The following is a 19,915-nucleotide window of genomic DNA, read 5'->3' on the forward strand; positions in this document are numbered from 1 at the left end:
ATGACGATGACTGCGCACACCCGGGAAACGACGTCAACGAGCCACGTCTCGGCCAAAACAGCCCAGGACAAGGCCGGCACGCTGATTGAGGCCCTGCCGTGGATCCAGCGTTTCGCCGGCACCACCATGGTGATCAAGTACGGTGGCAACGCCATGGTCAACGACGACCTCCGCCGTGCCTTCGCCGAGGACATCGTGTTCCTCCACCACGTGGGCATCCACCCCGTGGTGGTCCACGGCGGCGGCCCCCAGATCAACTCCATGCTCGGCCGCCTCGGCATCGAATCCGAATTCAAGGGCGGACTCCGCGTCACCACCCCTGAGGCCATGGACGTGGTCCGCATGGTCCTTACCGGCCAGGTGGGCCGCGAGCTTGTGGGCCTGATCAACTCCCACGGACCCTACGCCGTCGGCATGTCGGGCGAAGACGGCGGTCTGCTGCGCGCTGTCCGCACGGGCACGGTTGTTGACGGCGAAGAGGTAGACCTCGGCCTGGTGGGCGAGGTGGTGGGTGTGGACCCCGCGGGTATCAAGGACATCCTTGACGCCGGCCGCATCCCGGTGATTTCGACAGTCGCCCCGGAGATTGTGGACGGAGGAGATGGCACTGGCCAAACCACGGGTCAGGTCCTGAACGTCAATGCGGACACTGCAGCGGCCGCCGTCGCGTCTGCACTTGGCGCCACCAAGCTCGTCATCCTGACCGACGTCGAAGGCCTGTACGCCAACTGGCCGGACAAGTCATCGCTGATCTCGTCACTGACAGCATCAGAGCTCCGCGACATGCTGCCGAAACTTGAGTCAGGCATGATCCCGAAAATGGCCGCCTGCCTTAAAGCCATCGACGAAGGAGTGGAACGTGCGCACATCGTAGACGGGCGTCTCCCGCACTCGATGCTGCTGGAAACCTTCACCACCGCGGGCATCGGCACGCAGGTAGTTCCCGACGAGGAAGTGAACGCATGAGCACCGAACTGAGCCATACCGCCGAAAGCCGCAGCAGCGATGGGGGGCCGGGCGTGGTCGGCCACCGCGATGGGCCCACTGCCGTCGGGGTCCCCGTTCGAGCTGGCGAGGGCGGGGGGCGGCTGGGGACGGAAGGGGCCCCCATCGCTGCGGAGGCTGCCGCAACCACGCTCGTTTCCCAGAGCTCAGGTGCTGACTGGCTGGCCCGTTACTCGTCCTCGCTGATGGGTGTCTTTGGCACGCCGCAGCGCGTGTTGGTGCGGGGCGCCGGCTGTCTTGTGTGGGACGCCGACGGCAAGGAGTACCTGGACCTTCTAGGCGGCATCGCAGTGAACGCTCTGGGTCATGCGCACCCCTTCGTCACTTCCGTGATTTCCAGCCAGCTGGCCACGCTGGGGCATGTGTCCAACTTCTTCACCAGCCCCACGCAGATCGCGCTGGCTGAGAAGCTCCTGGCTATCAGCAATGCTCCAACCGGTTCCAAGGTGTTCTTTGCCAACTCCGGTACCGAGGCCAATGAGGCCGCGTTCAAGTTGGCGCGCCGTAACAACAGTGACGGGAAGCGCACCAAGATCATCGCGCTGGAGGGGGCCTTCCACGGCCGCACCATGGGGGCCTTGGCGCTCACCGCCAAAGAGGCTTACCGTGCGCCGTTCGAGCCACTGCCCGGTGGCGTGGTCCACGTTCCGTTCGGTGACATCGAAGCCCTGCGTGCCGCCGTCGATGATTCCACCGCAGCCGTTTTCCTGGAACCTATCCAGGGTGAAGCGGGCGTCCGGCCGCTCAGCGCCGAATACCTGCAGGCAGCCCGCGAGGTGACCACAGCTGCCGGTGCGCTGTTGATTCTTGACGAGGTCCAGACCGGTATTGGCCGGACCGGCAAGTGGTTGGCCAGCGAGGAAGCGGGCATTGTTCCCGACGCCGTCACCCTCGCCAAGGGCCTTGGCGGCGGCTTCCCGGTTGGTGCCTTGATCACTTTCGGAAGTACGACGTCGGCCCTGCTCACCGCCGGGCAGCATGGCACCACGTTCGGCGGCAACCCCGTGGCCACGGCCGCTGCACTGGCCACACTGCACGCCATCGAAAGTCAGGGTGTCCTGCAGAACGTGCTGACCGTCGGTGCCCACCTTCGTGAAGGACTGGCCGCCATTGAGGCTGTTACTGAAGTCCGCGGCGAGGGCCTGCTGATCGGCTTCGATGTGAACGCCGACGTCGCACCCGCCATGGTGAGCGCAGCTTTGGACGCAGGCTTCATCATCAACAGCCCGGGCCCGCGGACCATCCGCCTCGCGCCGCCGCTGATTCTGACCCTTGATCAAGCGGACCGTTTCCTGGACGCTCTTCCCACCCTGATCGCTACGGCTACAGCCAACACCGCTAAGGACGCACAGTGACTTCTTACACCACCACCCGTCACTTCCTCAAAGACACGGACTTGAGCCCTGCCGAACAGGCTGAGGTTCTGGAACTCGCAGTCCGGATGAAGGCTGCGCCGTACAGCGTGCAGCCTTTCGCCGCTGAAGGCAATGGCCGTAAGACGGTGGCCGTGATCTTTGATAAGACCTCCACCCGCACGCGTGTTTCATTTGCCACCGGCATTGCGGACATGGGTGGCAATGCCCTCATCATCAATCCGGGTGAAGCGCAGATTGGCCACAAGGAATCCGTGGAGGACACGGCGAAAGTCCTGGAACGCATGGTCTCCACCATCGTGTGGCGGACGGGTGCCCACTCGGGCCTGGTGGCCATGGCGGAGAATTCCAAGGTCCCGGTTATCAATGCATTGTGCGATGACTACCACCCCTGCCAGCTCCTTGCGGACCTTCTAGCCGTCAAGGAGCACAAGGGGGAACTGGCCGGCTTGAGCATGGCTTACCTGGGTGACGCCGCGAACAACATGGCCAACTCGTACCTTCTCGCTGGCGTGACTGCCGGAATGCATGTGCGCATCGCCGGTCCCGAAGGTTACCTGCCTGCGCCGGAGATCGTGGCTGCTGCGGAGGAACGTGCTGCCGAGACCGGCGGCTCAGTGCTCATCACCAGCGACGCCGTCGAAGCCCTCAAGGGCGCAGACGTTGTGGCAACGGACACGTGGGTGTCCATGGGTCAGGAGGCCGAAAAGGAAGCCCGGATGCAGCTCTTCCGCGACTATTCCGTGGATGAGGCCGCCATGGAGCAGGCCGCGCCGGACGCCGTCGTTCTTCACTGCCTTCCGGCATACCGCGGCTACGAAATTTCCGCCGGGGTCATCGACGGCCCGCAGTCGATCGTCTGGGATGAAGCGGAGAACCGCCTCCACGCGCAGAAGGCATTGATGGCATGGCTGATGCACCGCTCCGGACTCGCGATCGTTGAGGGACTTTCACCCATTGAGGGTATCTCCGGCCTGGAAAACACTGTGGAGAGCACGTTCTAGTGTCCACCAACCCGTCCGTGCCGGGCGCCAGTCCGGCCACCAAGACTGCCCGCCAGGCGCGTATCACCGCGATCCTGACGGGTGAGTCCGTGCGTTCGCAGGCAGAGCTTGCAGCTCTGCTGGCAGACGACGGCGTCCAGGTCACCCAGGCCACGTTGTCCCGCGACCTCGTGGAACTGGGCGCAGTCCGGGTCCGGGGCAAAGAGGGAGCCCTCGTTTACGCCGTCCCGGGGGAGGGCGGCGACCGCAATGCCAAGAGCGGCGTGACCCAGGAAATCCTGGATGCACGGCTGACCCGCCTGTGCGGGGAACTCCTGGTGACCGCGGAGGCCTCGGGCAACATCGTGGTCCTCCGCACTCCGCCAGGAGCAGCGAACTTCCTGGCACTGGCCGTGGATCACTCCGTGATGCCGTCAGTATTGGGTACGATCGCAGGCGACGACACTTTGCTGCTGGTCGCACGGGATCCTGATGGCGGTGCTGAACTGGCGGCGCGTTTCCTGCGCATGGCCGAAGAAGCCGGGCCTGGCAACCAATAGATTTTCCAAGCATTGATTCACACCAGCATTGATTCGAATGAACCAAGCAACAACAAAGGAGCACTCTCGTGACTGAGCGCATTGTTCTGGCCTACTCCGGTGGCCTTGATACGTCCGTAGCCATCGGCTGGATCGGTGAAGCCACCGGCGCCGAGGTCATCGCTGTGGCCGTCGACGTCGGACAGGGTGGCGAGTCCCTGGAGACCATCCGCCAGCGCGCCCTCGGTTGCGGCGCCGTGGAGGCTTACGTGGCCGACGCCCGTGACGAGTTCGCCAACGAGTACGCCATGCCCACCCTGAAGGCCAACGCCCTCTACCAAGGCCACTACCCGCTGGTTTCCGCTATCTCGCGCCCGGTCATCGTGAAGCACCTTGTGAAGGCTGCCCGCGAATTCGGCGCTACCACCGTTGCGCACGGCTGCACCGGCAAGGGCAACGACCAGGTCCGCTTCGAAGTTGGCATCCAGACCCTCGGCCCGGACCTGAAGTGCATCGCACCGGTCCGCGACCTCGCCCTGACCCGCGATAAGGCCATCGCCTTCGCCGAGGAAAAGGGTCTGCCGATCGAGACCACCAAGAAGAACCCGTACTCGATCGACCAGAACGTCTGGGGACGCGCCGTCGAAACCGGTTACCTCGAGGACATCTGGAACGCTCCCACCAAGGACATCTACGACTACACCGCAACCCCGGAATTCCCGCCGGCACCGGATGAGGTCACCATTTCCTTCCAGGCCGGCGTGCCGGTGGCCATCGACGGCGTCAAGGTCACCCCGTTGCAGGCCATCCAGGAACTGAACCGCCGTGCAGGCGCGCAGGGCGTAGGCCGCATCGACGTCGTCGAGGACCGCCTGGTGGGCATCAAGTCCCGCGAAATCTACGAAGCCCCGGGTGCCATGGCGCTGATCACGGCCCACAAGCACCTCGAGGACATCACCATCGAGCGCGAGCAGGCCCGCTTCAAGGCCACCGTTGGCCAGCGCTGGGCCGAGCTGGTGTACGACGGACAGTGGTTCTCCCCGCTGAAGCGCTCCTTGGACGCTTTCATCGAGGACACCCAGCAGTACGTCTCCGGTGACATCCGCATGGTCCTGCACGGTGGCCAGGCAATCGTCAACGGTCGTCGCTCCGAGACCTCCCTGTACGACTTCGACCTCGCCACCTACGACACCGGCGATACCTTCGATCAGTCAATGGCACGTGGCTTCATCGAACTGTGGGGCATGTCCTCCAAGGTTGCTTCCGGCCGCGACCTCCGCGTCGCAGGGCAGTAATGACGTCGGCTACAAACGAAGGTGCACTGTGGGGCGGCCGGTTCGCCGGCGGGCCCGCGGATGCGCTGGCCGCTCTGAGCAAGTCCACACACTTTGACTGGCGGCTCGCCCGCTACGACATCGCCGGTTCCAAGGCCCACGCCCGCGTGCTGGCTAAGGCCGGGCTGTTGGACAATGCCGAACTAGAAGGCATGCTGGCCGCTCTCACCCAACTGGACGAGGACGTCGCGAGCGGCGCCTACCTTCCGGCTGAGAGCGATGAGGACGTTCACGGGTCCCTTGAACGTGGCTTGATCGAACGTGCCGGTACCCAACTGGGCGGCAAGCTCCGCGCTGGCCGTTCCCGCAACGACCAAGTGGCCACCCTCGGCCGTATGTTCCTGCGTGACCACGCCCGCATCATCGCCCGCGGTGTCCTTGCCACCATCGATGCCCTCGTGGAGCAGGCCAAGGCCCACCACGGCGTAGCGATGCCCGGACGGACGCACTTGCAGCATGCACAGCCGGTGTTGCTGAGCCACCACCTGCTGGCTCACGCCTGGGCACTGCTGCGCGATGTGCAGCGACTCCAGGATTGGGACAAGCGCGCTGGTGTTTCGCCCTATGGTTCGGGTGCGCTGGCGGGTTCGTCCCTGGGCCTTGACCCTGAAGCTGTTGCCGCTGACCTTGGCTTCTTCTCGGCTGTGCACAACTCGATTGATGGCACCGCTTCGCGCGATGTCTTCGCCGAGTTCGCGTGGGTTTGCTCCATGATCGGCGTGGACCTGTCCAGGATCTCCGAGGAAGTCATCTTCTGGGCCACCAAGGAGTTCTCCTTCGTCACGCTGCATGACTCGTACTCCACGGGGTCCTCCATCATGCCGCAAAAGAAGAACCCGGACGTTGCTGAGCTGGCCCGCGGCAAGGCGGGACGCCTCATCGGCAACCTGACCGGCCTCCTCGCGACGCTCAAGGGACTGCCACTCGCGTACAACCGCGATCTGCAAGAGGACAAAGAGCCGGTCTTCGACGCCGCCGACACCCTGGAGCTCCTGCTTCCGGCAGTGTCCGGCATGATCGCCACCCTGAAGTTCAACACGGAGCGCATGGAATCACTGGCTCCGCAGGGCTTCGCGTTGGCCACGGACATTGCCGAGTGGCTCGTCCGCCAGGGCGTTCCGTTCCGGGAGGCCCACGAGCTCTCCGGTGCTGCTGTGAAGCAGGCCGAAGGTCGCGGCGTGGAGTTGTGGGACCTGACGGACGAGGAATACGCAGCAATCTCTGAGCACCTCACTCCCGAGGTTCGCAGCGTACTCAGCACTGAAGGTTCGCTCAACAGCCGCAACTCGCAGGGCGGAACGGCACCAGCCGCCGTCGAGCGCCAACTGGCGGCCCTGGAAGCGGAACTGGACGCAGCACGCTCCTACGCAGGCTAATCGGTTCGCGACTACTGTGGGATGGCACTTCGGTGTCATCCCACGGGTGTTTAAGCGGGTGGGCTAGCATGGCGCTATGACTCAGATCACCCCTGAGGCGCTGCCCGCAGAGCTTCACAGAGCCGCTGACACCGCCATCCGCCTCCTATCAAAGATGGACGAATCGTCCGTAACTGAACCGTCGGAACTGCCGGGGTGGACCCGTGGCCACGTCCTCGCTCACCTTGCGGGAATTTCCAAGGCAATGACCCGGCAGCTGGAGTACGCGCGCCGCGGCGAAACGGTGGAACTGTACGACGGCGGCATGGACGGCCGCACGAAGGCGATCAACCTGGCGGCCGGGCACAGCCTCGCGCAACACACCGAGTCTGTCACCGCTGCGATCGGGGCCGCCATCGACGCGTTTGATGCCTTGGGTCCGGACGATTGGCAGGCGCGGATCGCCTACAGGGACGGGACAGTGTTCGACGGCGGGCTGGCGCTGTGGCGCGAACTGACCATCCATGCTTCGGACCTAAGCGTGGGGTTCGGACCGGAAACGTGGAGCAGGCCTTTCTGCGAACACCTCATAGGGTTCCTCGCCGTACGTGTCCCGGAGTCCTATAAATTTGTCCTGCAGCCCACGGGTCTTCCCCCAAGGAGCATCGGCACCGGAGGCACTTCCATAGCCATCACCGGCATGCTGACCGACATCGCCGCGTGGCTTGCAGGCCGCGAACCCAGCCTCGGAAGCCTCAGGGCCACTGCAGCCGCTGATGGCGTGGACCTGCCGGAGCTCCTGCCCTGGCCAGCAGCGCAGCCCGGGGCCCGCTAAATCCCAGTCGCTCTCTCACGTCCGTCGTGTCTTGGGCGTACGCTCTCTCACGTCCGTCGTGTCTTGGGCGTACGCTCTCTCACGTCCGTCGTGTCTTGGGCGTACGCTCTCTCACGTCCGTCGTGTCTTTGCCGCTGCTGCCCGCCACAAGTGCATGGTGGCATAGGAGCGCCAGGGGCTCACTTCGCGGAAGTCGGTACTGAGCCCTGCTGCGGCGGGCAGGACCTTCAACCCGTTTCGTACTGCGGCATCATTGGCCAGGAAGACGTCGGGAGCTCCAAGCACCCGCATAGCGACATAGCCCACCGTCCACGGTCCCACGCCGGGCATCGGGAGAAGCTTCCGGGCGAGGCTGTCGAGGTCGTCGCCGTACCCGAAGTCGAGGGCCCCACTGGCCATTGCTTCGGCGGCAGCAACAATGGAGTCGATCCGGCGCTGTGGTCCACGGAGGAGTCCCCGGCCGTGTTCGGCGAGTTCGGCCGTCGTCGGGAACAATCGCTCCAAGCCGGGGGAGGTGCCATCAACAGCGGACCCGGCCACTGACAACTGAGTGAGGGCGGTTCTGGCGGCAGCTACGGTGATTTGTTGTCCGATCATGGCTCGGATCAACAGCTCGTGTGGATCCACAGCGCCCGGCACCCGCACCCCCGGAATTGCAGCGACGCTCGCCGAAAGCCTCGGATCCCTTGCCAGTGCGTTATCGATTGCCTGAGGATCCGCGTCTAAGTCAAACAGCCTCCGGACCCGGCTCAGAAGTGCCTGGAGATCGTGGAGATCCCGCACCGCAGCTGTGAGTTGCAGCGGCCTGCCGGGAGCTGAAGGGTTGTACGAGACAGACAACGACGCGCTGCCCCGCGGCAGGCGCAGCGTGCGGGCATAGGTCCTGGTTCCATCCGCCGAGGTACTTGCTGCCTCGATGCCTGGAACCGCCCGAACTGCCAGGAAGTCGAAGATTCCCGGATCAAACGGTTCCCTGTATGGAAGGTTCAGCGTCAGAGCGGCAGGCGCCGCCCCCGAAACCCCGGTGCCCCTGTGCGGGCCGGACTTCGCCGCAGTGGCACGCACCGCCGTCGGGGTCATCGCGAAAACCTCGCCGATGGTGTCGTTGAATTGCCGCACACTGTTAAACCCTGACGCGAACGCAACGTCGGCCAGGAGCATATCGGTGGATACCAGCAGCGTCCTGGCGGTCTGTGCCCTGCTTGCCCGCGCGAGTGAGAGAGGACCCGCGCCGAGTTCGTTGCTGAGGATGCGGTTGAGCTGCCGGGCGGAGTACCCCAGGCGGCGTGCCAGGCCGTCGACGCCCTCGCGGCTGATCACGCCGTCGTTGATGAGCCTCATGGCGCGGCCGGCGACGTCGGAACGGATGTTCCACGCGGGCGTCCCAGGGACTGCCTCAGGCAGGCATCGCTTGCAGGCGCGATATCCCGCTTCGTGAGCGGCCGCGGACGTTTCATAAAACGTGACGTTCGCTGCCTTAGGGGTGCGCGCGGGGCACGACGGCCGGCAATAGATGCCGGTGGAGCTGACGGCGGTGAAAAACTGACCGTCAAAGCGGGTGTCGCGGGCGTCGATCGCCCTGTAGCGCTGCCAGAAGTCCATGGCCTAATCCTGACACCCGCCGGAAGCTGCTGCTAGCGGAAATCGGACATTACCGTTTGCCGCATTGTTGCTAGGGTCTGGTCATGAGTTCGTCCATGGACAACGAGGTCAGCGACCCGGCCGCGGTGCGCGCGTTTCTCGAAGGTGACCCCCGTGTCATCGCTCCGCAGATACTCGGCGCGGTACTGACCCACCACTCGGAAGCCGGTCCGGTCTCCGTCAGGCTCACCGAAGTAGAGGCCTACCTTGGGCCGCGCGATTCAGAGCACCCCGACCCCGGCTCCCACACCTTCGGTGGTCCTACCGCCCGGAATGCGCCCATGTTCGGGCCACCGGGATTCCTGTACGTCTACTTCACCTATGGCATGCACTATTGCGCCAACATTGTCTGCGGTCCCGACGGCACGGCCTCAGCCCTTCTCCTGCGTGCCGGCGAGATCGTCGAGGGGGAGGGGCTCGCCGCCCTTCGCCGGCCCGCATCGAAAGCGCACAAGGACCTGGCCAGCGGACCCGCCAGGCTCGCCTCCGCACTGGGGCTCACGACGGCGGACACTGGCCGTGACGTGCTCGCGGAACCGTTCAGTTTGTGGTTGCCCAGGACGCCGGCAGCTGCCGTGGCCAGCGGACCAAGAGTGGGCGTAGCGGGCCCGGGCGGAAGCACTGAATACCCCTGGCGCTTCTGGATCGAGGACGATCCTACGGTGTCCCGCTACAAGGCAGCGCGGCCGCGGAACCGGAGCGCTACCAACTGACCTCAGCGCTGGTGGCTCGGCGAACCTTCGACTTTTTGTGACGCAGTCCGGCGTATGACGTGTACCCCCACGTTTACCAAAATCGCTGTAGAATGGTAGGTCTGTCTTTTGCGATAGGGGTTACGGTTCGATGCACGACGCTGATTTGGTCCATGAGCAGGAATATGTTGCCGGGCTGTATGCCCGGCTCGATGAGCTGCGCGCCGAAAAGCGCGCCCAGCTGGCGCAGGTGCGCAAGGCCGGCGCGGTGGGAACCATGCAGAACGTCTCAGAACGTGATGCGTTCGCGGCGCTGTACGAAGATCGCCTGGCCCAGCTGGACGCCGTCGACGACCGCTTGGTCTTTGGCCGCCTGGACCTGGATTCCGGTGAGGCGCAGTACATCGGCCGTATTGGTCTTTCCACGGCCGATCTCCAGCGGCTGATGGTCGACTGGCGTGCCCCGGAAGCCGGTCATTTCTACCAAGCCACCGCGTTCGATCGCCAAGGTGTCCGCCGTCGTCGCCACCTGATCCTTCAGGGACGCGACGTTAAGGCGATTGAAGACGACGTCCTGGACGCCGGGATGCTCGCTGACAACGACTCACTCCAGGGTGAAGGCGCGCTGCTGGCTGCGCTCAATTCCAAACGCACGGGCCGCATGTCGGACATCGTGGGCACCATCCAGTCCGAGCAGGACCGGATCATCCGTTCCTCCATTTCCGGTGCGCTGGTAGTCCAGGGCGGCCCCGGAACGGGCAAGACCGCCGTAGCCCTGCACCGTGCCGCCTACCTGCTGTACACGCACCGCGAGCGGCTCAAGAGCGCCGGTGTTCTGCTCGTTGGACCGTCGTCGTCCTTCATGCATTACATCGAACGTGTTCTGCCGTCGCTCGGTGAGACCGGTGTGGTCATGGCCAGCCTCGGCCGCCTCATGCCCGGGATTCACGCCATTCCTGAGGAAGACGCAGACGTCGCTGCCCTCAAAGGCAAGCTGGACATGGCAGCCGTGGTGGCAAACGCCGTAGCCAACCGGCAACGGACGCCTGCAGAAGACCGCATCCTCGAAGTTGATTCGCGGAAGCTGACACTGACGGTTCGTCAGGTCCGCCGTGCCCGCGAGAAAGCCCGCGCCACAGGCAAGCCGCATAACGAAGCGCGGCTCACGTTCGTCAAGATCCTCCTGCGCGAGCTCACGGAGCAGCTGACGGACCTCGTAGAGGAAGGCAACATCGGCAACAACGCCGATCGCGCCTATCTGGCCGAAGACGTAAGGTCGGCCCGCGACGTTCGCATCGCGCTCAACCTTTGCTGGATGCCGATGACCCCCGAGAAGCTCATTTCCGAGCTCTTCAGCAAGCCGGCCATCCTCGAAGCCTGCACGCCGCACCTGACACCCGCACAGCGTTCGCTGCTTGAGCGCCCGGTGGATGCCCCGTGGACCGAGGCGGACGTTCCGCTGTTGGACGAGGCTGCAGAGTTGCTCGGTGAGCTGGACCCGGCCGCCGGCAGGGGACTGGCCCAACAGGAGGCGGACCGTGCACGCGATCTCGCCAACGCCAAGCAGACCCTGGCCAACATGGAAGCGATGGGCGTGGACGTCCTGGTGACGGCTGAAGAGCTCGCTGAACAGAACCAGGAACGCGAGGGGCGGCTGACCGCTGCCGAACGTGCCACGAGCGATAGGTCGTGGGCTTTCGGCCACATCGTTGTTGACGAGGCCCAGGAACTCTCGCCCATGCAGTGGCGCCTCCTGGTGCGGCGCTGCCCGCTGAAGTCCTTCACCATTGTGGGCGACATCGCCCAAACGAGTGCAGCAGCAGGTGCCAATTCGTGGCAAAGCGCGCTGGCGCCGTCGTTCGGTGACCGCTGGACGCTGGAAGAACTTACCGTCAACTACCGCACACCATCGCAGATTGCAGAAGCTGCCGTTCGCATGGCCAACCGCGCAGGCTTGGTTGTCTCGGCACCCAAGGCCGTCCGCGAAGGCAAATGGTCACCCATCGTGGACCACGTCGACGCGGACGGCATCGTGAAGCGCTTGGTTGAGGTCCTGCCGGAGGAAGTGGAAGCGATCGACGGCGGTCTGCTGGCTGTGATCGCCGACGGACCCTTGCTGCCGCAGGCCACTGCTGCGCTGCGCGAGGTCTACGGACGCCGCATCGGCAGCGGCGCAGGCAGTTACCAGCAAGACATCGTGGTGATCAGTCCCAAGGAAGCCAAGGGCCTGGAATTCGACGGCGTTGTGGTCCTGGAACCAGCTGCCATGTTGAACCACGAGCACGGCAAGGTGGGCGACCTCTACGTCGCCATGACCCGGGCCACGCAGCGTCTACGCCTCATCGCAGCCGCACCGGTACCCGCCGGCATCGAGCGCTAGGAAAAACGGACCCCGCAACCGGTGCTAACTTAGATCTCGTGTCACACGTAAACAACCTCGAGTCCCAGCACAACGATCCCGCCTTTGCCAACGTCTGGCAGGAGCTCAAATGGCGCGGTCTGGTTCACGTTTCCACTGATGAAACTGAACTGGAAAAACTGCTCGCCGGGGACCCGATCACGTATTACTGTGGCTTCGATCCCACCGCGCCGTCGCTGCACTTGGGCAACCTGGTGCAGTTGCTGGTAATGCGACGCCTGCAGTTGGCCGGCCACAAGCCGCTCGGCTTGGTGGGTGGGTCCACCGGCCTGATCGGCGACCCGCGTCCGACGGCGGAACGCACCTTGAACACCAAGGACACCGTGGCGGAGTGGGTTGGCTACCTTCAGGGCCAGGTGCGCCGCTTCCTCAGCTTCGATGGCGACAACCCAGCCCGCATGGTCAACAACCTGGACTGGACGGCGCCTTTGAGTGCCATCGACTTCCTCCGCGAGATCGGCAAGCACTTCCGTGTTGGCACCATGCTCCGCAAGGATGCCGTGGCGTCGCGCCTCAGCTCGGACGAAGGCATCAGCTACACCGAGTTCAGCTACCAGATCCTGCAGGGCATGGACTACCTCCAGCTCTTCCGCGACTACGGCTGCGCACTGCAGACCGGCGGCTCGGATCAGTGGGGCAACCTCACCAGCGGAACCGAACTCATCCGCAAGGTGGAAGGCAAGAGCGTCCACGCACTTGGCACGCCGCTCATCACCAACTCCGACGGCACCAAGTTCGGCAAGAGCGAAGGCAACGCCATCTGGCTGGACCCGGACATGTGCAGCCCGTACACGTTCTACCAGTTCTGGCTCAACACGGCCGATGCCGATGTGGTGGATCGCCTCAAGGTGTTCACGTTCCTTTCGCGCGCGGAGATTGAGGCGCTCGGCCAGGCCGTGGAGGAGCGTCCGTTTGCCCGTGAAGGTCAGAAGAAGCTTGCCTTCGAGGTGACCTCCTTGGTGCACGGCGTCGACGCAACCGAGAAAGTCATCGCCGCTTCGGCTGCCTTGTTCGGGAACGGCGACCTCACCGTACTGGATGAGCGGACCCTTGAAGCAGCCACGGCGGAACTTCCCTCCGCGACGATTAGTGCCGACGGCCTGGGCATCATTGACCTCCTGGTTGCTTCGGGTCTGTCAGACAGCAAGTCGGCCGCCCGCCGGACCGTGGGCGAGGGCGGTGCCTACGTGAACAACACCAAAGTGTCCGATCCCGACGCCATCATTGGCCAGGACGAACTGCTTCATGGCCGGTACTTGCTCCTCCGCCGGGGCAAGAAGAACCTGGCAACCATCGAGGTTTCGGCCTAGGTCCTCGTTTCAATCGCGTCACGAAAGGGCCGGCAACCGTTATGGTTGCCGGCCCTTTTCGCGTGTCAGCGGAATTGTTTGCGGGTGAGCGGCTTCGCTGGGGTGGTGCGTGGCGGTTGGGTCGGTGAGTGGGGTTGGGTCGGTGGCGGCGGTCATCCTCTGTGCGCTCGGTCGTTCCTCCCTTGGACGCGTGCTGCCGGATAACCGCCTCCACCTTCCGACGCTCTCTCACTTCCCGGGGGTTTTTGTGGATCGCTCTCTCACTTATTAGCCGTTTTTGGGCGTCGTTCTCTCGCGTCCCGCGGGTTTGGGGGGCGTCGTTCTCTCACGTCCGGCGGGTTTGGGGGGCGTCGCTCTCTCACGTCCGGCGGGTTTGGGGGGCGTCGCTCTCTGGTTTTGCGGGTTGGGTGGGTGTTCGACGGCGGGTGGTTGTGGTGTGTTCGGGGTCTTGCCTGTGGTGGGATGGTTGGGTTGTGTGACGTGTTTCACTGACGATGCTTTCCTGGGGTTTTTGCTGGTTTGGGGTCTTGGTGAGCGTGTTGGGCCCGTGTTTGCGGGGTTTTGTGGTCGCTGGGGGTTGATTTGTGCCGGGACCCGTGGGCGTGTAATGTCTTCTGAGTCGCCGCGAGTGAGACAGCTTGGAGCTGAGAACCGCGGAGGCCAACCCCTTTGATAACAGCCTGAAAATTGGCACGCTTTTGAGTGTGCACGGGGAGGGTGGGGCCGAGGCCTGGATCGGGAATCGCGGAAACGTTGATTTGCAAAGATCTGGCTGATCGGGTAAGTTTGAAAAGTTGCTCCGGAGCGATCCCGGGCCCCTGTGGGGGTTTGGGTGGTGCCGGTTAGTGTCTGTTGTTTGAGAACTCAATAGTGTGCCAAGTTTGTTGATACCGATTGTTTTTTGATTGGTTGAAATTATGGCTGGATCATTGCGCACCCCCGTGTGTGGTGGTCTGGTTTTCAGCTGGTTTCGAATTTTGTGCAGCCGCGTTTACCGTTATTTCCGGTGGGTGTGGTTGTGTCTGTTTGATTTGTTTTTTTCAACGGAGAGTTTGATCCTGGCTCAGGATGAACGCTGGCGGCGTGCTTAACACATGCAAGTCGAACGATGATCCCAGCTTGCTGGGGGATTAGTGGCGAACGGGTGAGTAACACGTGAGTAACCTGCCCTTGACTCTGGGATAAGCCTGGGAAACTGGGTCTAATACCGGATACGACCATTCCACGCATGTGGTGGTGGTGGAAAGCTTTTGTGGTTTTGGATGGACTCGCGGCCTATCAGCTTGTTGGTGGGGTAATGGCCTACCAAGGCGACGACGGGTAGCCGGCCTGAGAGGGTGACCGGCCACACTGGGACTGAGACACGGCCCAGACTCCTACGGGAGGCAGCAGTGGGGAATATTGCACAATGGGCGCAAGCCTGATGCAGCGACGCCGCGTGAGGGATGACGGCCTTCGGGTTGTAAACCTCTTTCAGTAGGGAAGAAGCGTAAGTGACGGTACCTGCAGAAGAAGCGCCGGCTAACTACGTGCCAGCAGCCGCGGTAATACGTAGGGCGCAAGCGTTATCCGGAATTATTGGGCGTAAAGAGCTCGTAGGCGGTTTGTCGCGTCTGCTGTGAAAGACCGGGGCTCAACTCCGGTTCTGCAGTGGGTACGGGCAGACTAGAGTGCAGTAGGGGAGACTGGAATTCCTGGTGTAGCGGTGAAATGCGCAGATATCAGGAGGAACACCGATGGCGAAGGCAGGTCTCTGGGCTGTAACTGACGCTGAGGAGCGAAAGCATGGGGAGCGAACAGGATTAGATACCCTGGTAGTCCATGCCGTAAACGTTGGGCACTAGGTGTGGGGGACATTCCACGTTTTCCGCGCCGTAGCTAACGCATTAAGTGCCCCGCCTGGGGAGTACGGCCGCAAGGCTAAAACTCAAAGGAATTGACGGGGGCCCGCACAAGCGGCGGAGCATGCGGATTAATTCGATGCAACGCGAAGAACCTTACCAAGGCTTGACATGAACCGGAAAGACCTGGAAACAGGTGCCCCGCTTGCGGTCGGTTTACAGGTGGTGCATGGTTGTCGTCAGCTCGTGTCGTGAGATGTTGGGTTAAGTCCCGCAACGAGCGCAACCCTCGTTCTATGTTGCCAGCGCGTGATGGCGGGGACTCATAGGAGACTGCCGGGGTCAACTCGGAGGAAGGTGGGGACGACGTCAAATCATCATGCCCCTTATGTCTTGGGCTTCACGCATGCTACAATGGCCGGTACAAAGGGTTGCGATACTGTGAGGTGGAGCTAATCCCAAAAAGCCGGTCTCAGTTCGGATTGGGGTCTGCAACTCGACCCCATGAAGTCGGAGTCGCTAGTAATCGCAGATCAGCAACGCTGCGGTGAATACGTTCCCGGGCCTTGTACACACCGCCCGTCAAGTCACGAAAGTTGGTAACACCCGAAGCCGGTGGCCTAACCCTTGTGGGGGGAGCCGTCGAAGGTGGGACCGGCGATTGGGACTAAGTCGTAACAAGGTAGCCGTACCGGAAGGTGCGGCTGGATCACCTCCTTTCTAAGGAGCTGCTAACAACTGGTTGCTGTGCCTGCATGGGTGTGGTGGTGGTTGTCAGTGTTGCCCATTGCGCAGGCGTCTGTTCTGCGGTGGGTGCTCATGGGTGGAATATCAACGAATCAAATTTTTTTGGCATGGCCTTGACTGGTTGTGTCCTGGTGCTAGTACGGCGGTCTGTGTCCCTTTTTGGGGGTGTGGGTTGTGTGGAACGTGGCTGGGGCGTGGTTGGTGTGGGGTTGTGTTTGGCGCACTGTTGGGTCCTGAGGCAACAGGACCTTTTTGCAGCAATGCATAGGGGGCACTTCTGGTGTTTCTTTTGTTCCTGCTTCCGGTACGGCCGCTCGTGTGCATGGCTCCCCTTTTTTGGTGGGGGTTGTGGTGGGTGGTGGTCTGGTTGACGGGGTTGTTGTTTGAGAACTACATAGTGGACGCGAGCATCTAGAACATGCATGTGGCTGATCGTCTTTATCCCTTTTTGGGTGGGGTGGTTGGTGTGTGTGTTCTTACAGCAATTTCTTATGAATGAACCTGGCCCTTTGTGGTCGTGGTTCTCTCGAATAGATGATGCATCGTAAGACCGGCGGGCCCTTTGGGGTTTGTTGGTTTTTGTGTGTGGTCAAGTTTTTAAGGGCACACGGTGGATGCCTTGGCATTAGGAGCCGAAGAAGGACGTAGGAATCTGCGATAAGCCTGGGGGAGTTGATAACCGAGCGTTGATCCCAGGATGTCCGAATGGGGAAACCCCGCACAACGCTGTCATGGTGATTGTGTGACCCGCATCTGAACACATAGGGTGCGTGGGGGGAACGCGGGGAAGTGAAACATCTCAGTACCCGCAGGAAGAGAAAACAATAGTGATTCCGTTAGTAGTGGCGAGCGAACGCGGATCAGGCTAAACCGTTTCATGTGTGATAGCCGGCGGGCGTTGCATGGGCGGGGTTGTGGGACTTTCCGTTCTGGTTCTGCCGGACCAGTGAGGTGAGGTGCAGGCATAGGTGAACGGTCTTGAAAGGCCGGCCAGAGAGGGTGTGAGCCCCGTAACCGTAATGTTGTGCACGGCCTGGGGAGTATCCCAAGTAGCACGGGGCCCGAGAAATCCCGTGCGAATCTGTCAGGACCACCTGATAAGCCTAAATACTTCCTAATGACCGATAGCGGACCAGTACCGTGAGGGAAAGGTGAAAAGTACCCCGGGAGGGGAGTGAAACAGTACCTGAAACCGTGTGCTTACAATCCGTCGGAGCAGTCTTGTTACTGTGACGGCGTGCCTTTTGAAGAATGAGCCTGCGAGTTAGTGTTACGTCGCGAGGTTAACCCGTGTGGGGTAGCCGTAGCGAAAGCGAGTCTGAATAGGGCGAGTGTAGTGGCGTGATCTAGACCCGAAGCGGAGTGATCTACCCATGGCCAGGTTGAAGCGACGGTAAGACGTCGTGGAGGACCGAACCCACTTCAGTTGAAAATGGAGGGGATGAGCTGTGGGTAGGGGTGAAAGGCCAATCAAACTCCGTGATAGCTGGTTCTCCCCGAAATGCATTTAGGTGCAGCGTTGCGTGTTTCTTGCCGGAGGTAGAGCTACTGGATGGCCGATGGGCCCTACAAGGTTACTGACGTCAGCCAAACTCCGAATGCCGGTAAGTCAGAGCGCAGCAGTGAGACTGTGGGGGATAAGCTTCATAGTCGAGAGGGAAACAGCCCAGACCACCAACTAAGGCCCCTAAGCGTGTGCTAAGTGGGAAAGGATGTGGAGTTGCGAAGACAACCAGGAGGTTGGCTTAGAAGCAGCCATCCTTGAAAGAGTGCGTAATAGCTCACTGGTCAAGTGATTCCGCGCCGACAATGTAGCGGGGCTCAAGTACACCGCCGAAGTTGTGGATTTCACATATTGCCCTAGCCTTCGTGGTTCAGGGGTGTGGAGTGGTAGGGGAGCGTCGTGTGGGCAGTGAAGTCGCGGTGGAAACCAGCGGTGGAGCCTACACGAGTGAGAATGCAGGCATGAGTAGCGAAAGACGGGTGAGAAACCCGTCCGCCGAATGATCAAGGGTTCCAGGGTCAAGCTAATCTGCCCTGGGTAAGTCGGGACCTAAGGCGAGGCCGACAGGCGTAGTCGATGGACAACGGGTTGATATTCCCGTACCGGCGAAAAACCGTCCATGCCAAGCGGGGGATACTAACCGCCCGGAGCCTGCCCTATCACCCTTGTGGTGTGTGGGTTTTGGCCGAGCGCGGGATCTGATCCCGGGAGGTAAGCGTATTAACAGGTGTGACGCAGGAAGGTAGCCGGGCCGGGCGATGGTTGCCCCGGTCTAAGGATGTAGGGTCAGGGATAGGCAAATCCGTTCCTGTGTGTTTCGAGCACGATCCTGAGATCTGATGGGACCCCCGTTCGGGGGGATCCGGTGATCCTATGCTGCCAAGAAAAGCATCGACGCGAGGTTTTAGCCGCCCGTACCCCAAACCGACACAGGTGATCAGGTAGAGAATACCAAGGCGATCGAGAGAATTATGGTTAAGGAACTCGGCAAAATGCCCCCGTAACTTCGGGAGAAGGGGGGCCTGCCCCGTGATGGAGACTTGCTCTCCGTGAGCGGGTGTGGGCCGCAGAGACCAGGGGGAAGCGACTGTTTACTAAAAACACAGGTCCGTGCGAAGTCGCAAGACGATGTATACGGACTGACTCCTGCCCGGTGCTGGAAGGTTAAGAGGACCGGTTAGCCCTTACGGGCGAAGCTGAGAATTTAAGCCCCAGTAAACGGCGGTGGTAACTATAACCATCCTAAGGTAGCGAAATTCCTTGTCGGGTAAGTTCCGACCTGCACGAATGGAGTAACGACTTCCCCGCTGTCTCAACCATAAACTCGGCGAAATTGCAGTACGAGTAAAGATGCTCGTTACGCGCAGCAGGACGGAAAGACCCCGAGACCTTTACTATAGTTTGGTATTGGTGTTCGGAGTGGCTTGTGTAGGATAGGTGGGAGACGTTGAAACCCGGACGCCAGTTCGGGTGGAGTCATCGTTGAAATACCACTCTGGTCACTTTGGACATCTAACTTCGGCCCGTGATCCGGGTCAGGGACAGTGCCTGATGGGTAGTTTAACTGGGGCGGTTGCCTCCTAAAAAGTAACGGAGGCGCCCAAAGGTTCCCTCAGCCTGGTTGGCAATCAGGTGTCGAGTGTAAGTGCACAAGGGAGCTTGACTGTGAGAGAGACATCTCAAGCAGGGACGAAAGTCGGGACTAGTGATCCGGCGGTACATTGTGGAATGGCCGTCGCTCAACGGATAAAAGGTACCTCGGGGATAACAGGCTGATCTTGCCCAAGAGTCCATATCGACGGCATGGTTTGGCACCTCGATGTCGGCTCGTCGCATCCTGGGGCTGGAGTAGGTCCCAAGGGTTGGGCTGTTCGCCCATTAAAGCGGTACGCGAGCTGGGTTTAGAACGTCGTGAGACAGTTCGGTCCCTATCCGCTGCGCGCGCAGGAAATTTGAGAAGGGCTGTCCTTAGTACGAGAGGACCGGGACGGACGAACCTCTGGTGTGTCAGTTGTACTGCCAAGTGCATCGCTGATTAGCTACGTTCGGATGGGATAACCGCTGAAAGCATCTAAGCGGGAAGCTCGCTTCAAGATGAGATTTCCATACACATTATGTGTGAGAGGCCCCCAGCCAGACCACTGGGTTGATAGGCCGGATGTGGAAGCGAGGACTAAAGACTCGTGAAGCTGACCGGTACTAATAGGCCAACAACTTACACCACACAACACACACTGCACGCGTCCACTATGTGGTTCCCGAACAACAACCGTTCGAACCAGGAACCAACAACAACTAAATACACAACACCACAGTTGTAACCACAGTCTTCCCATC

Annotated in this window: 11 protein-coding genes and 2 rRNA genes; 12 read left to right on the forward strand and 1 reads right to left on the reverse strand. The window is 61.7% G+C overall.

Features of this window, described 5'->3' with window-relative positions; all coding sequences use genetic code 11:
- Nucleotides 1–6: 6 nt before the first annotated feature.
- From argB to LDN70_RS08025, 7 genes are all read left to right on the forward strand, one after another.
- A complete protein-coding gene (gene argB / locus LDN70_RS07995) occupies nucleotides 7–966 on the forward strand; it encodes an acetylglutamate kinase (RefSeq protein ID WP_166842793.1) in 960 nt (319 codons plus the stop codon).
- Complete coding sequence (locus LDN70_RS08000; protein ID WP_223942255.1) at nucleotides 963–2,360, forward strand: acetylornithine transaminase; 1,398 nt, start codon at nucleotides 963–965, stop codon at nucleotides 2,358–2,360. The genes argB and LDN70_RS08000 overlap by 4 nt, the downstream gene beginning before the upstream one ends.
- The gene (argF, locus tag LDN70_RS08005) at nucleotides 2,357–3,382 is read left to right on the forward strand and encodes an ornithine carbamoyltransferase (RefSeq protein ID WP_223942256.1); all 1,026 of its coding nucleotides are present in this window, start codon (nucleotides 2,357–2,359) and stop codon (nucleotides 3,380–3,382) included. The genes LDN70_RS08000 and argF overlap by 4 nt, the downstream gene beginning before the upstream one ends.
- On the forward strand, nucleotides 3,382–3,921 hold the full coding sequence (locus tag LDN70_RS08010) for an arginine repressor (RefSeq protein ID WP_142939589.1): 540 nt from the start codon (nucleotides 3,382–3,384) through the stop codon (nucleotides 3,919–3,921). Before argF ends, LDN70_RS08010 begins: the two co-directional genes overlap by 1 nt.
- Nucleotides 3,922–3,989: 68 nt before the next feature.
- On the forward strand, nucleotides 3,990–5,195 hold the full coding sequence (locus tag LDN70_RS08015; protein ID WP_166842791.1) for an argininosuccinate synthase: 1,206 nt from the start codon (nucleotides 3,990–3,992) through the stop codon (nucleotides 5,193–5,195).
- Nucleotides 5,195–6,610, forward strand: coding sequence for an argininosuccinate lyase (argH, locus tag LDN70_RS08020; protein WP_166842790.1), 1,416 nt, complete (start codon nucleotides 5,195–5,197; stop codon nucleotides 6,608–6,610). Before LDN70_RS08015 ends, argH begins: the two co-directional genes overlap by 1 nt.
- Nucleotides 6,611–6,686: 76 nt before the next feature.
- A complete protein-coding gene (locus LDN70_RS08025; protein WP_223942257.1) occupies nucleotides 6,687–7,424 on the forward strand; it encodes a maleylpyruvate isomerase family mycothiol-dependent enzyme in 738 nt (245 codons plus the stop codon).
- A 111-nt stretch (nucleotides 7,425–7,535) separates the two neighbouring features.
- Here LDN70_RS08025 and LDN70_RS08030 read toward each other — a convergent pair whose 3' ends face one another.
- Nucleotides 7,536–9,026 carry an AlkA N-terminal domain-containing protein gene (locus tag LDN70_RS08030; protein WP_223942258.1) on the reverse strand — a complete coding sequence of 497 codons (1,491 nt, stop codon included), beginning with the start codon at nucleotides 9,024–9,026 and terminating at the stop codon, nucleotides 7,536–7,538.
- An 83-nt stretch (nucleotides 9,027–9,109) separates the two neighbouring features.
- On the opposite strand from LDN70_RS08030, the gene LDN70_RS08035 reads away from it, so the two are divergent.
- From LDN70_RS08035 to LDN70_RS08055, 5 genes are all read left to right on the forward strand, one after another.
- Nucleotides 9,110–9,778, forward strand: coding sequence for a DNA-3-methyladenine glycosylase (locus LDN70_RS08035; RefSeq protein ID WP_374206970.1), 669 nt, complete (start codon nucleotides 9,110–9,112; stop codon nucleotides 9,776–9,778).
- Between the two features lie 130 nt (nucleotides 9,779–9,908).
- The gene (locus LDN70_RS08040; protein WP_223942259.1) at nucleotides 9,909–12,137 is read left to right on the forward strand and encodes an ATP-binding domain-containing protein; all 2,229 of its coding nucleotides are present in this window, start codon (nucleotides 9,909–9,911) and stop codon (nucleotides 12,135–12,137) included.
- A gap of 38 nt (nucleotides 12,138–12,175) precedes the next feature.
- Complete coding sequence (gene tyrS, locus LDN70_RS08045; protein ID WP_142939583.1) at nucleotides 12,176–13,486, forward strand: tyrosine--tRNA ligase; 1,311 nt, start codon at nucleotides 12,176–12,178, stop codon at nucleotides 13,484–13,486.
- 1,040 nt (nucleotides 13,487–14,526) lie between these two features.
- Nucleotides 14,527–16,047 (forward strand): 16S ribosomal RNA (locus tag LDN70_RS08050).
- 614 nt (nucleotides 16,048–16,661) lie between these two features.
- Nucleotides 16,662–19,802 (forward strand): 23S ribosomal RNA (locus tag LDN70_RS08055).
- The 16S and 23S rRNA genes sit together here, the layout of an rRNA operon.
- Nucleotides 19,803–19,915: the final 113 nt, after the last annotated feature.

This window comes from Arthrobacter sp. StoSoilB22 (assembly GCF_019977315.1).
Taxonomy (GTDB): Bacteria; Actinomycetota; Actinomycetes; order Actinomycetales; family Micrococcaceae; genus Arthrobacter.